This window comes from Bacillus sp. AP8 (genome assembly GCF_000321185.1).
Lineage (GTDB): Bacteria > Bacillota > Bacilli > Bacillales > DSM-1321 > Bacillus_AD > Bacillus_AD massilioanorexius.
In genome coordinates this window covers 44,156-56,471 of the sequence record NZ_CAPG01000021.1, presented here as the reverse complement: position 1 = coordinate 56,471, position 12,316 = coordinate 44,156, and the positions used below count along the sequence as shown (strand labels likewise).

Genomic DNA, 12,316 nt, shown 5'->3' with positions numbered 1-12,316 from the left:
TGAAACAAGAGCTCTTAATAGAAAGAAACGGAACAAACTCCTATTGATTGTTTTCTACCGAAATGATTTGAAATTCTCCCAAATGATTCACTCGAAATAGAACACTAGATGACTCTTCAGAGCCGTACGAAAGACTCTCTAGAGAATGCTCCATTATTGAAATCGAAATCCTATACACCCCTTCAGTCAATACTCTACTTCTCTCATACTCTTTTAAAATAGCTTCTGCCTTCGGGATATTAGGACTATTTTGATAGATATTATAGTAATAATTAAAATTTATGGTACCTGCATACTCTCCATTCTCACTAACTTTATTAAAAGTTAACTTTGGTATAATCTCCTTTGTATCTAACTTCTGACTACTAACAAATTCATACTTAAGATCATTCTTTTGCTTTTCATCTATCCTAACATTTAGATAGTAGGGAATAACCTTACCTTTTATTTCATCATTAGGAAATTCACGTACTAGATGATAGTTATTTATAATCTCATCTGACAATTTTATAACCTCTTTATTCTGCTCTATATATGCTCCTTTAAAAATTTCAAGAAACACATCATCACCAAAAACAGGATCTTTATTAATCTCATATGTATCCCTTTCAATCCAAAGAAAGATTACTGTGTGATAAGGCTTCTTTATTTCTACATACGTTTGATGAGCAATTCCTTCCAACCAATTATTATCAGTTGAAAGTATTTTTATTTCTTCTTTTATTCCATACTCTTTTAAAAAATAGTCTTTTATCGGTTGTTCAAGATCTTCTTTCTTAAAACAAGAACTTAGTAACAACACCACTAATACCAGTAAACATAATTGGACAATTCTCTTGGTATCACTTATTCCTACTCCTCCTAAAAATACAATTTATTCCATTATTGTACTATATCTGTTTTTAGAAATAGACTTTGATTTATATATGTACACAAAAAAGTTCATACAGAGTTTACAGTTACTTCAATAAGGGAAAATTCTATACGCTACAGACAATTCCTTATATAAAGAAAACTATGAATAATACAATAATTAGCCCATTGACTAAAATAGTCAACGAGATTAAACTGACTTTATTGACTACTTTAGTCAATACATAACCAAAAGGGATGCGTTACGATGAACGAAAAGTTTTTAAACTTACCTCAAGAGAAACGAGACAGGATTATAAACGGAGCTATTACGATTTTCGGTAAGCATAGCTATAAAAAGGCAACAACGGACGAAATTATCACACGTGCTGGTATTTCAAAAGGATTACTTTTTCATTATTTTGGCTCTAAGAAGAAACTCTATCTTGATTTATATGAATATTGCTTGGATTACATTGCTGAAAAACTATATATAGCCATGGATGACGAAGAGACTGATTTTTTCGAAATTATTCGTAAAAGTACGATAAACAAACTAAAGATTATTAAGCAATATCCAGCGATTTTCAATTTTGTTATGCAGGCATATTATGAAACTGCACCCGAAGTGGCAGAAGAAATTAACCAGCAAAATGAAAAGTTGTCTCAAGATGCCCTCACTAAAGTATTTAGTAAGGTGGATTTTTCAAAGTTTAAAGACGCTTCGAACTTTGAAAAGATATTAAACACGATAATCTGGTCTTCTAAAGGATTAGTCGATCAAAAGATGGTGCTAGAAGAATTTAACCCTGAACAGATTTGCATAGAATTTGATGCCTACTTACAAATGTATCGTCAGGCATTTTATAAGGAGGAATATTTATGAACAATGTCATTGAAATTAAAGGCTTAACGAAACGTTATGGAAAAGAACGCGGCATTGAAGATATTACGCTCGATATTAAAGAAGGTGAGATATTTGGTTTTATCGGGCCTAACGGAGCAGGAAAATCCACAACTATTCGTACATTACTATCGCTCATTTATCCGACAAGCGGTTCCGCAAAAATTTTCGGAATGGACTGTATTAAATATTCAAGTGAAATAGCTAAAGAAATAGGGTATCTTCCGAGTGAAGTTTTTTATTATGACAATATGAAAGTGAAAGATTTATTGAAATATTCCTCTTCTTTTTACAAGAAAGATTGTACAGCTCGTATAAAACAATTATGCGAGCTATTAGAGCTTGACCAAAATAAAAAAATTGAAGATTTGTCATTTGGTAATCGAAAGAAAGTAGGAATTATCCAGGGGCTTCTCCATAGTCCGAAATTAATCATTTTAGATGAACCTACCGGCGGACTTGATCCATTGATGCAAAATAAATTTTTTGAACTGATAAAAGAAGAAAATAGAAAAGGTGCGACAATTTTCTTTTCTTCTCACATTTTATCAGAGGTTCAAAAGCTTTGTGATCGTGTCGGCTTTATTAAAAATGGAAAGATCATCAAGCTTGAAACGATTGCCGCCTTACGAGAAAACAGCTATAAAAAGGTAAATCTAGAAACAGCTACTCCAATAGATGACAATTTATTTCAACTCGAAGGTGTTACTCAACTTTCGATTAATGGTACCCACGCCTCCTTTATTTTCAAAGGCAATATTAATCATGTAATTTCAGAGATTAGCACCCTATCGCTAGTGAACCTAGATATTACCGAGCCTGATTTAGAAGAAATTTTCTTACACTATTACGATAAAGAATAAGGAGGCCTTACTCATGAATGTTTTAAAATATGAATTAAAGAGCCATTTTAAATCAACCATAAGTTGGGCCATTACTCTTGGAATACTTGGCTTCATTTTTATTGCCATCTTCCCTTCTTATACGAAAGATGTCGACGCACTTCTTGATATTGTTGCCAATTATCCACCAGAAGTATTAAAAGCCTTCGGTTTAGGTAGTGCTAGTATTGTTACTTTTAATGGTTTTTACAGCTTTTGTGTGGTCTATTTAATTTTTGTCGGAGCCATCCAGGCCCTGATTTTCGGAACAGGTGTTATCTCAAAGGAAACGGCTCGTAAAACAAGTGATTTTCTTTTTACAAAACCTATGAATCGAATGCAAATCTTAAGTGAAAAACTATTTTCCGTCTTTATCTGTATTGTACTTACGAACATTGTCTGTGTAACAGCTACTTATTTTGCAGCGATTTCTTTTGTAGATAACATCGATTGGAGTGCATTTTTCTTATTGGCAGGAGCTCTTTTCTTTACGCAGGTCATGTTTCTTTCCTTTGGTTTTTTCATGGGCTGCTGCTTTAGAAAAATTAAATCTCCAGTTACATTGGGTATTGGTGTTGGAGCACTTTTTTTCGCTCTTGAAATGGTAGCCAATATGTACAATGATACTGCTTTAAAATTTCTATCACCTATGAGCTATTTAAATCCGAATTATATTGTAGAGCACCATTCCTATGAAATATCTACGTTTATAACAGGTATGATCTTAACTATGCTTTTTGTTGCTCTTGGTTTCTATTTGTATAAACGAAAAGACATTCATGCATAAAGGAGGGGAATATCATGAGTTTACTTATTCAGGAATGGAAAGCAAATTTTAAGTCATTATGCCTATGGCTAATAGGGATGATGGTATTAATCGGCATCAGTGTTGCAAAATCTGTTGGCTTAACCAATGATAGCGGGCAATCCTTCAATGAATTAATGGAACAAATGCCGAAATCTTTACAAACCTTGTTTGGAGCTGGAATGGTCGACTTAACAAATGTCGTAGGAATTTTTTCGATTATCTTCTTATACGTTGCTGTTATAGCTGCCTTTCATGCATCAAGTATGGGTGCGATGATTTTTTCAAAGGAAGAACGAGATAAAACCTATGAGTTTTTATATGTAAAAGGAATGAAAAGAACTCATATTCTGAGCTACAAGCTTTGTATTGGTTTGATTGATATGATTTTGTTAAATGCACTAACATTCATTTATAGTGTACTTATTGCCAAAGCTGTCACAGATACCAATATATCCGATGACTTCTTACCAATGATGACAGGATTATTATTCATTCAGCTTACTTTTTTCAGTATCGGACTGCTACTATCCTTCCTTACAGAAAGATCGAAAATAGCTAGCAATTTATCCTTTGCCATTGTTATGATTTGCTTATTTATGTCGATTTTCGCAGACTTAAGTGAAAAAGCGGATTTCTTACGATATCTCACACCCTTCAAATATTTTGACGGAAAAACTATTTTGAGAGATGGATTAGAGCCCACCTATATGTTTATATGCTTAGCCATTTCCATCCTTTGCATTGGGGCCTCTTTTATTTTGCATAATCGACGCGATTTAAAGGCATAGATGGGAACTACGAATACTTTCAAATAAAAGGAGTACTTACTTTTCTGTAAGTACTTCTTTTTACATGTGGTAAAATATAACAATAAATTCACTACTGAGGAGGGATCATAATGTTAAAACGGGTAATTATTTTATATCTCATCACTTTATTAGTATTACTTGCTGGCTGTAACAAAAAACCTACAGATAAAGATACGACAATATACTACTCTACTCAAAGTATAGCATTAGAACATTTCATTGAAGAAAACTCCATTAATGGAGTTGAACTTCTTGAAACCAAAAAAGGCGAACAACTACTATTATGTGAAGAAAGCGAAAACATCTTTTTCATTGGCGAAATTATAAAAAATAGTGATGGGTATACTATCGTAAAAGTAACTAGTTCCTTCAGTATGGCTAATACACTTGGAGTGAGTTGGGATTTTTCCACTTCAAAGAAAAATAATTATACAGTATCATTATCGACGGAGGATTATGAAGAAACACCAAATTTCACACCTTTAGAAATAAATGAAGATTACTTTGTTTTTTTAGAAAAAGGACTGAACAAAGGGAAACCTCCATTATTAAATGAGAATGAAATTACTTATATGAAGAAGCTCAGATGATTCGTATTACTCTTTTACAATTACTCTCTTCGTTTGTATTAAATGCTTTTGCACTTGCCTTCCTACTACAAACAACAATAAACAAAGAATAATAATCAATACGATTTTCCAAGGGCTAGTAGTCATAGTGGTTAAGCTTGAGCCTATAATTGAAAGAATACAAAACAAGAAAAAAATCCCTAAACCTGAAGCAAAAGCAAACGTCCTAAAGCTAATTTTATTAATACCTGCTAGAATCGCAATGACAGAATTTAAAAGGACAGGAACAAAACAAAATATCGCAATAAATATGAAACCTTTATTCTCAACCCATTCTGCGTATTTCTTCACCAATTCTTTTTCTCTTAGCTTTCGAAGGAATGTATAATTGCCAAAATAATAAAATGTCCCATACAAAACCCATGTTCCAGTAATGGAACCTACACTCGATAATATCAATCCTTTGATTAATCCAAAAGCCGCTGCATTTGCAACGACAATACCGCAAAGTGGAAGAAACGGTAAAAACGCCTCAATAAACGGTAGAAAAACTGCATTAAGCATCCCAAGACTTTTATATGCTTGCATTGCCGTTTCAATAGTTCCAGATACCGCTAGTAACACTAAATTATCGATGAAAATCTCTCCTTCTTCTTTCCCTAACAATGGTAAGCATAAAAGAGTATAGTATTACTTTTATCTTAGTTTATGTTTCCATGCATTTTTTATAGAAATAGGTTGTTTTTGCAAACTTTGTGGCCTATTAACTTGGATTGAGTATAGATCATCCGACTTTTCTTCCACTGTTTTTTCATCGAACGTATTAAAAAGCAGCAATCTTTTAGATAAAATTCAAGCAAATAAAAGAGGACTATGTCGTAGTCATTACACAGTCCTCTACTTCACATCTTATTTAATTAACATAAAAAAGATATTTTACATTGGCTATCATTATGTGGACAAACGAAAACATCATTAAGAGCAAAATTAAAAACATTTAGCCCTATTCATGTTTAGTTAAATGTTGTGATGTCTTTTAAAGATAAACGAGTCGAACCATAAGCTGGTGCAGCTGCTTTTCCTATAGCGATTAATACAATCGGCATGTAACGATTGGATAAATCGAAAGCTTCTGCAAATTTTTTCTTATCAAAGCCACCCATACATACTGTATCAAGTCCTTTGGCCTTCGCTAGCAACATAAGTTGCATAGAAATCAACCCCGCATCAAATGAAGCAATATTCGAACGTATTTCATATGGAGCATTCGGATACAGTGCTTTTGCATTATTGATTTGTCTTTCCATGTTCACTTCATCGATATTTCCAGCTTCGTAATTACTTTGATAAATTTTATCTATATTATGATACATTTCTGTGTCACCAATTACAGCAATAATGGCGGATGAAGTATCAATTTGTTGTTGATTGAAAGAGAACTCTTTTATTTTCATTTTTGTATTTTGATCTTTGATAATGATAAATCGCCAAGGCTGTAAATTGCTTGAAGAAGGAGCCTCAGTTGCTTCAATTAATATTTCTTCAATCTCCTCTTTTGAAATTTTATATGATGAATCAAATTTTCTAACTGATTTTCTTTCTCGAATAACAGTAGATAAGTCTTGGCTATGTTGTGACATGATAATCCTCCTGAAAAAAATAATGGATAAACATTTTGAACTTACTAAAAGTAAGTTCGAAATCAAGCTTACTATTAGTAAGTTTGTTTGTCAATAAAGAATATGCTAGAATTGATTTATCATAATAATTGGAGATCGTAATATGGGTAAAAATGATTTAATTCAATCAAATTCAAATGAGAAAAACATCTCAATTTGCGTTAATTTTCATAAGACCATAGAATTTATCGGTAAACGATGGATGGGGATTATCATTTATCATCTATTAAGTGGGCCTAAACGATACCATGAATTGTTAGCTGAAATACATGGAATTTCCGATCGGCTATTAGCAGAAAGATTACGAGATTTGGAAAATGAAGGCCTAGTTATCAAAAAGGTATCCAAATCATCTCCGAGAAAAGTGGAATATGAATTAACGGATAGAGGGAAAGAATTAGAAGAAATTATTCAAGCCATTTTAAAATGGGTAAAATTAAATGGGTGCACTACTGACTCCACAAAAGAATAATACAATTGTAAAGTCAAGCAGAAGAAAATCTCGCTTTTTAATTTCCATATGTTATCTACCTAAATACTTTTTTAAAGCGACTACGGAAGTCAACCATTAAAACTTAAACTTTAACCTGATAATTTATGGACTAGTCGGGAAGTTATATTCTTACCAAAGTTAGAGTAAAAAAGAGGTCTGCATTCAATTTCACATTGAATGCAGACCTCTTTTTTATTTACAGACAATCATTCATCCAAAATGATTATAAAAGTAGCTTCATCTTGTGCTGAATTTGAATTATACACCTTTCCATCTGAATATACCTTTTTCCTTCTGTCCAACTTCATTCTTCTTTCTTAAAGTTAGCGACCCGAATTTGATCTTCCGATTTATTAATAATATAACCTACTGATGATCTTTAAGTATAATGAAGGATTCCAATGATGAAAACAAGCAATATCGCTAAAAAGACACATGTAAGAATTATGTTTATTTTCAAATTTCTATCCCTCCATTGATGATATACATTTTATGGAGTATATATATTTGATGGCAAACTTGCCTCCAATCCAGCAAATAATCATTTTATCATTAAAAAGTCAGATAGGCGAAACTATAACTTTTTTATTACATTTATGTAGGTTTTTAAATGTTCATCACTCGCCAAAATTGAAAAGATCTTTTGGATATAATCTGACGATAAAACCTTTTTTTCTTTAAAATTGATTACATAATGTGCTGCAATATCTCTAATATTAGCATTCGTACTACAAAGTAATTTTTCTAGGAATTCTTCTATTATAGGAATATGATTTTCGATGTTTTCTGAAAGATACATATAATTTAAACCAATTATTATCTGGTCTATATCATGTGATGATAACACAGTTACTAGTTTTTCGTTTGTCCACTTGCAATCATTAAAAGTATCTTGTTCTTCTGTAAATTCATCTTCTAGGCATAATCCATCCAAAAATTCATCAAATGAATCAGCTAACTTAATGATCAACAAATCATCACTTTCAATATAAATCACAGGGGGATTTTCTTTTCGTTTTCGATAATCGAAAGCAACCCAAGAATGTCCATCACCTGAAATTAAAACAACATCTTTTGGGAGGTCCCATTCTTCTATTAAATACGCACTATCTAAAATACTATTTTCTTCACCAATACCTAATATATGCTCTACATGAATATGATTTTCCGACCAAGATGTAGGTATATTTGTAGGAAAAGCATTATATGTAATGTAACCTCCATTTTGTTGCTTAAGAAGTTCTGTATAAGAGCTTGGTAATGTTACCTGAAGTTTTTCCTCTGCAAGTTTCACTGACTGAACTGTTAAAGGCGGTAAACCATATTCACCCGCATCTTGATCCCAAATATTTTTCATTTTACTTTTCCCCTTAAAAAAGATTGAAACAACCATTCTACCAAATATTAACACACTCATATATACCCAACAATATTTAATCAAATTCCTCTTACATAGGCATTTTCCTTCTTCCAAAATGTTTAATCCCATTCATATCAAATATAAACAATAAAAAAGAGCGTTTAATAATCTAAACGCCCTTACACTCATTTTTTAGTTTAATCTTTCTTAATTAAAGATTTCTCCACCAGCACAGTTTACAATCGTACCGTTTAACATATTTGCACCAGTAGTCATAGCAAAAATAACTGTGTCAGCAATTTCTTCTGGTGTTGCTGGTATGTTTGGTCCTGTTGAAGCATGAAGTTTTGCGCCTCTTTCACGAGTTAAAGAAGCGGATGCAGCAACTCCAATTGTTGTTTTCATTGTATTAGGTGCTACACCAACTGCACGGATATTTAAGTCTTGATAATCTTGTCCTATTGATTTTGTTAATGCTGCTACACCATGTTTAGTAGCAGAATATAAGCCATTAAATGCTGTTGGTTTGTAGCTATTAGAAGAAGCAATATTCACGATATTACCTCCGCCGTATTCTAACATAACAGGAATGACATATTTCATTCCCATAAACGCACCTTTTAGGTTAACTCCAACTACTCGATCGAAGTCATTAGCTTCATATTCATGAATTAATTTCATTGGAACCATAATTCCAGCATTATTAACGAAATAGTTAATTTGGCCAAATTCTTCTACTGTTTTATCCACATAATTTTTAACATCTTCTTCATTGGCAACATTTGCTTTAATAAAAATCGCTTTTGCACCTGCTTTTTTCACTAAAGATAATGTTTCTAATCCAGCTTCCTCATTAAAATCTACTAGCGCTAAGTCATATCCTTGTTCTGCTAATTTAATAGATACAGAACGACCTAATCCTGTTGCTATCCCAGTAATTAAAACTACTTTGTTTGCCATAATTTCTCCCTCTTTCTTTGTCTAATCTTTCCCATTTACATAGTTTGTAACTTCAATAGTTAAGTTACTTAATTAAATCCCCATAACTATATTAACAAATAATAAATATAGTTTCTTTTGAAAAAAACTGAGTAAGAAATCAACTATTTTGCTTAAAATATAGGAGTAAGAATAAAATTGACATAAAAAAACCCCGCTAACTAAATATTGGTTAACGGGATTTTTCGTATATAAATGTCTTTATTTAATCAAGCTGTACCATGAATAACACCAAGTTTCGTTAAATATTGTCTATACGAAATACTCATACGGTCACAAATCAACGAAAGCTCTACTTGTAAATCTAGTGGTAAGTCTTCTGGTTTTTGATTTTCTACAATCGGTTTATCTTGAGCAAAAATCATATCCTGAAACTCTACTATTTCTTTATCAGATGTTCCAGTATCATAGTTAAAAGATAGGATCCCATATGCTATCGATTTCTCTTCTTCAACTGGTAGAATTGTTAATAGAATAGACATGTGATGACCTAACTCTCTATCAAACTTTTTAAAACGAACTGTTAATGGTCTTAATATTTCGTATGTATAATAAACATACTTAGATTGCCCTGAACCATCTGGATCTGGTTGAAAAATAGCGATTTCATCTGAAAAAAGTGAATCTTCACCTTGGTGCACTTTGTAATCACTGATAACCGCGTGTGTTTGCTCACCTAAGTATCCTTCATGAACAAATGCTAAATGACCTACATCCAAAAAGTTTTCTACGATTCTAGGTGGTTTTGCTTCAACAACCTGTGGTCCCCATAAAACATGATGAAATGATGAATCATTCGCTTCTTTATATTCAAATAGTGATGTATCATTATTTTCTAGATTCACCCAAACAAAACCGTATTTTTCTATACAACCATACTGCTGTCCCTTCGCTTTCAAAGGAATGGATTTCCCTTCTGGTAGCTGTGGAATTTTTGTACATTTACCTTCACCATCAAATTCCCAGCCGTGATAAGGACATACGAGATTGCCATTTTTCACACATCCTAAAGATAATGCTGCTCCACGGTGAACACATAAATCCTTTAAAGCATAAATTCCTTCTTCATTACGAAAAATAACAACTCTTTCTCCCATAATGATGACCTGTAATGGTTTCTCTCCTATATCTTCTGCCTTACATGCCACTATCCAATCACTTCTTAATACTTGATCTTGTATTATCATGATAGTCCTCTCCCCATGAGTTTGTCTGTATCTATTGTATGTGCCAAAAAAATGTATGTCAATTCTAAATACGAACATTATTCTAATTTTTTATAACAATTATTCGATTTTTTATTTTACATATTGTTATTTTTTTTCTATAATTCTAAATATGTTTGCTTAATACGAACTTATACCGTGAAGTTCTAATCGTTCAAAAGCCTAATATATCCAACGATTAGTAGCTGAACAAACTGTTTTTACTAGCGCTTGGTCTCTAACATTATTTATTTGGAGCCTAAGTTGTTAGCATAAGCGGGACAAAAAAGGGATTTTATCATTTGAGGAGGAATTCGCAACATGAAGGAACAAGACCAAAAGTCTGACATCGTAGTAGGGGTCGATGAGAAGATTAGTTTCAAAACATCCATACTATTAGGGATGCAGCATGTATTAGCGATGGATTTATATTTAGCACCAATTATCATAGCAGGATTATTATCCTTAACAACAGAAAATACCACCTTTTTTATTCAAATGTGCTTCTTGGCTGCTGGATTAGCCACTATTATCCAAACGACAATAGGATTGCGTTTACCGGTTGTACAAGGTCCGTCCTACGTACCAATCGGTGCTTTAGCTGCCATTGGGGGTAATCTTGGTATGGGGGCTGTTGTAGGAAGTCTGATTCCTGGTGCTCTTTTAATTGCCGTGTTAGGAAGACCCTTAAAGCTTTTTGCACATATCGTAAAGAAAATCATTCCACCTTCAGTAGCTGGTACGGTTATCGTAATCGTTGGTATCTCACTCATGCCAATTCCATTCAAAGGAATCTATACCGCGCCTGGTTTTGTGGGACATAATGCATTAGTTGCTTTCGTATCTACTACCGTTCTAATCATTTGTATTTTGCTTGGAAAAAAAGGAAAATCTTTCGGTACATTTTTCCGTTTAGTTTCTGTCATTTTAGCGATTATTGCTGGTACAATTACTGCATCTCTTTTTGGTTCAGTGGATTTCTCCCCTGTAAAAGAAGCTGCTTGGTTTTCCCTTCCATCCTTCTTTCCATTTGGGAAACCAGTCTTTGACTTACACGCTATTTTGACTATGGTATTTATTTATATTGTTATTTTAATAGAAACAACAGGTACTTGGTTCGTTGTCTCTACTGTTACAAACGAAGATTTAACAGAAAAAAGATTAAATCGCGCTTCTTTTGGAGAAGGAATTGGTTGCTTCGTAGGTTCGTTATTCGGTGGAACACCAATGACTGGATATTCATCAAATGCTGGTTTAATTGCAATAACTGGAGTTGCGAGTCGACGAGTTGTTTTAACAGCAGGATTCATACTTGTTGCACTTGGCTTAATTCCTAAGTTATCAACTTTAATTACTTGTATTCCTGGTCCTGTTATTAACGGAATTTTCGGAGTAGTTTGTATTGCCATTGCCATGAATGGTATTAAAGTAATTCAGCATATCACAATTGATGATCGAAATATGATTGTTATGGGGATGCCTATTCTTCTCACAATCGGTACAACGATTTTACCAGCAGAAATATTAAACTCTTTACCAGACTTTTTAAACTATATTTTATCTTCAGGAACGGCTGTTGGCGCTATTGCTGCCGTTGTTCTAAATTTGATTATTCCTAAATCACTTTTTCAAGAAAAATAGCTAGTAAAAGGACAAAATCATCCATCTCGATAGATGATTTTGTCCTTTATTTTGTATTTTGATTCAACTTTATTTAAATTTGGTTCAACTTAAATATAGACTGATTCAACTTTTCA

13 protein-coding genes are annotated in these 12,316 nt (G+C 32.7%); 7 read left to right on the top strand and 6 right to left on the bottom strand.

Annotated features, from left to right (window positions below):
* Positions 1 to 40: 40 nt before the first annotated feature.
* The gene (locus BN349_RS04010; protein WP_157381014.1) at positions 41 to 799 is read right to left on the bottom strand and encodes a hypothetical protein; all 759 of its coding nucleotides are present in this window, start codon (positions 797 to 799) and stop codon (positions 41 to 43) included.
* Between the two features lie 321 nt (positions 800 to 1,120).
* On the opposite strand from BN349_RS04010, the gene BN349_RS04005 reads away from it, so the two are divergent.
* The 5 genes from BN349_RS04005 (at position 1,121) to BN349_RS03985 (ending at position 4,844) form a co-directional block, all read left to right on the top strand.
* Positions 1,121 to 1,738 carry a TetR/AcrR family transcriptional regulator gene (locus tag BN349_RS04005; protein ID WP_019240989.1) on the top strand — a complete coding sequence of 206 codons (618 nt, stop codon included), beginning with the start codon at positions 1,121 to 1,123 and terminating at the stop codon, positions 1,736 to 1,738.
* On the top strand, positions 1,735 to 2,619 hold the full coding sequence (locus tag BN349_RS04000; RefSeq protein WP_019240988.1) for an ABC transporter ATP-binding protein: 885 nt from the start codon (positions 1,735 to 1,737) through the stop codon (positions 2,617 to 2,619). Before BN349_RS04005 ends, BN349_RS04000 begins: the two co-directional genes overlap by 4 nt.
* A 13-nt stretch (positions 2,620 to 2,632) precedes the next feature.
* The gene (locus BN349_RS03995) at positions 2,633 to 3,424 is read left to right on the top strand and encodes an ABC transporter permease subunit (RefSeq protein WP_019240987.1); all 792 of its coding nucleotides are present in this window, start codon (positions 2,633 to 2,635) and stop codon (positions 3,422 to 3,424) included.
* Between the two features lie 14 nt (positions 3,425 to 3,438).
* The gene (locus tag BN349_RS03990) at positions 3,439 to 4,233 is read left to right on the top strand and encodes an ABC transporter permease subunit (protein WP_019240986.1); all 795 of its coding nucleotides are present in this window, start codon (positions 3,439 to 3,441) and stop codon (positions 4,231 to 4,233) included.
* 110 nt (positions 4,234 to 4,343) lie between these two features.
* Positions 4,344 to 4,844, top strand: a complete 501-nt coding sequence (locus BN349_RS03985) for a hypothetical protein (RefSeq protein ID WP_019240985.1) — start codon at positions 4,344 to 4,346, stop codon at positions 4,842 to 4,844.
* Positions 4,845 to 4,850: 6 nt separating this feature from the next.
* Here BN349_RS03985 and BN349_RS03980 read toward each other — a convergent pair whose 3' ends face one another.
* Both BN349_RS03980 and BN349_RS03975 read right to left on the bottom strand, forming a co-directional pair.
* Complete coding sequence (locus BN349_RS03980; protein WP_148335344.1) at positions 4,851 to 5,489, bottom strand: TVP38/TMEM64 family protein; 639 nt, start codon at positions 5,487 to 5,489, stop codon at positions 4,851 to 4,853.
* A gap of 347 nt (positions 5,490 to 5,836) precedes the next feature.
* Positions 5,837 to 6,463 carry a nitroreductase family protein gene (locus BN349_RS03975; protein ID WP_019240983.1) on the bottom strand — a complete coding sequence of 209 codons (627 nt, stop codon included), beginning with the start codon at positions 6,461 to 6,463 and terminating at the stop codon, positions 5,837 to 5,839.
* A 142-nt stretch (positions 6,464 to 6,605) separates the two neighbouring features.
* Here BN349_RS03975 and BN349_RS03970 point away from each other — a divergent pair, with 142 nt between their 5' ends.
* Positions 6,606 to 6,974, top strand: coding sequence for a winged helix-turn-helix transcriptional regulator (locus BN349_RS03970; protein ID WP_019240982.1), 369 nt, complete (start codon positions 6,606 to 6,608; stop codon positions 6,972 to 6,974).
* 595 nt (positions 6,975 to 7,569) lie between these two features.
* On the opposite strand, the gene BN349_RS25235 is transcribed toward BN349_RS03970, so the two are convergent.
* From BN349_RS25235 to BN349_RS03955, 3 genes are all read right to left on the bottom strand, one after another.
* Positions 7,570 to 8,352, bottom strand: a complete 783-nt coding sequence (locus BN349_RS25235) for an SMI1/KNR4 family protein (RefSeq protein ID WP_019240981.1) — start codon at positions 8,350 to 8,352, stop codon at positions 7,570 to 7,572.
* 210 nt (positions 8,353 to 8,562) lie between these two features.
* Entirely contained in the window at positions 8,563 to 9,315 is a 753-nt protein-coding gene (locus BN349_RS03960; protein WP_019240980.1) for an SDR family NAD(P)-dependent oxidoreductase, read from the bottom strand.
* Positions 9,316 to 9,563: 248 nt separating this feature from the next.
* Positions 9,564 to 10,541, bottom strand: a complete 978-nt coding sequence (locus BN349_RS03955) for an aromatic ring-hydroxylating oxygenase subunit alpha (RefSeq protein WP_019240979.1) — start codon at positions 10,539 to 10,541, stop codon at positions 9,564 to 9,566.
* A 339-nt stretch (positions 10,542 to 10,880) separates the two neighbouring features.
* Here BN349_RS03955 and BN349_RS03950 point away from each other — a divergent pair, with 339 nt between their 5' ends.
* Positions 10,881 to 12,200 carry a uracil-xanthine permease family protein gene (locus BN349_RS03950; RefSeq protein WP_019240978.1) on the top strand — a complete coding sequence of 440 codons (1,320 nt, stop codon included), beginning with the start codon at positions 10,881 to 10,883 and terminating at the stop codon, positions 12,198 to 12,200.
* The last annotated feature ends 116 nt before the right edge of the window (positions 12,201 to 12,316 follow it).

What these genes read in the sequence shown, in the direction of transcription:
- BN349_RS04005 (WP_019240989.1), top strand. Translation starts at nt 1,121, where the DNA reads ATGAACGAAAAGTTTTTAAACTTACCTCAAGAGAAACGAGACAGGATT.
- BN349_RS04000 (WP_019240988.1), top strand. Translation starts at nt 1,735, where the DNA reads ATGAACAATGTCATTGAAATTAAAGGCTTAACGAAACGTTATGGAAAA.
- BN349_RS03995 (WP_019240987.1), top strand. Translation starts at nt 2,633, where the DNA reads ATGAATGTTTTAAAATATGAATTAAAGAGCCATTTTAAATCAACCATA.
- BN349_RS03990 (WP_019240986.1), top strand. Translation starts at nt 3,439, where the DNA reads ATGAGTTTACTTATTCAGGAATGGAAAGCAAATTTTAAGTCATTATGC.
- BN349_RS03985 (WP_019240985.1), top strand. Translation starts at nt 4,344, where the DNA reads ATGTTAAAACGGGTAATTATTTTATATCTCATCACTTTATTAGTATTA.
- BN349_RS03975 (WP_019240983.1), bottom strand. Translation starts at nt 6,463, where the DNA reads ATGTCACAACATAGCCAAGACTTATCTACTGTTATTCGAGAAAGAAAA.
- BN349_RS03970 (WP_019240982.1), top strand. Translation starts at nt 6,606, where the DNA reads ATGGGTAAAAATGATTTAATTCAATCAAATTCAAATGAGAAAAACATC.
- BN349_RS25235 (WP_019240981.1), bottom strand. Translation starts at nt 8,352, where the DNA reads ATGAAAAATATTTGGGATCAAGATGCGGGTGAATATGGTTTACCGCCT.
- BN349_RS03960 (WP_019240980.1), bottom strand. Translation starts at nt 9,315, where the DNA reads ATGGCAAACAAAGTAGTTTTAATTACTGGGATAGCAACAGGATTAGGT.
- BN349_RS03955 (WP_019240979.1), bottom strand. Translation starts at nt 10,541, where the DNA reads ATGATAATACAAGATCAAGTATTAAGAAGTGATTGGATAGTGGCATGT.
- BN349_RS03950 (WP_019240978.1), top strand. Translation starts at nt 10,881, where the DNA reads ATGAAGGAACAAGACCAAAAGTCTGACATCGTAGTAGGGGTCGATGAG.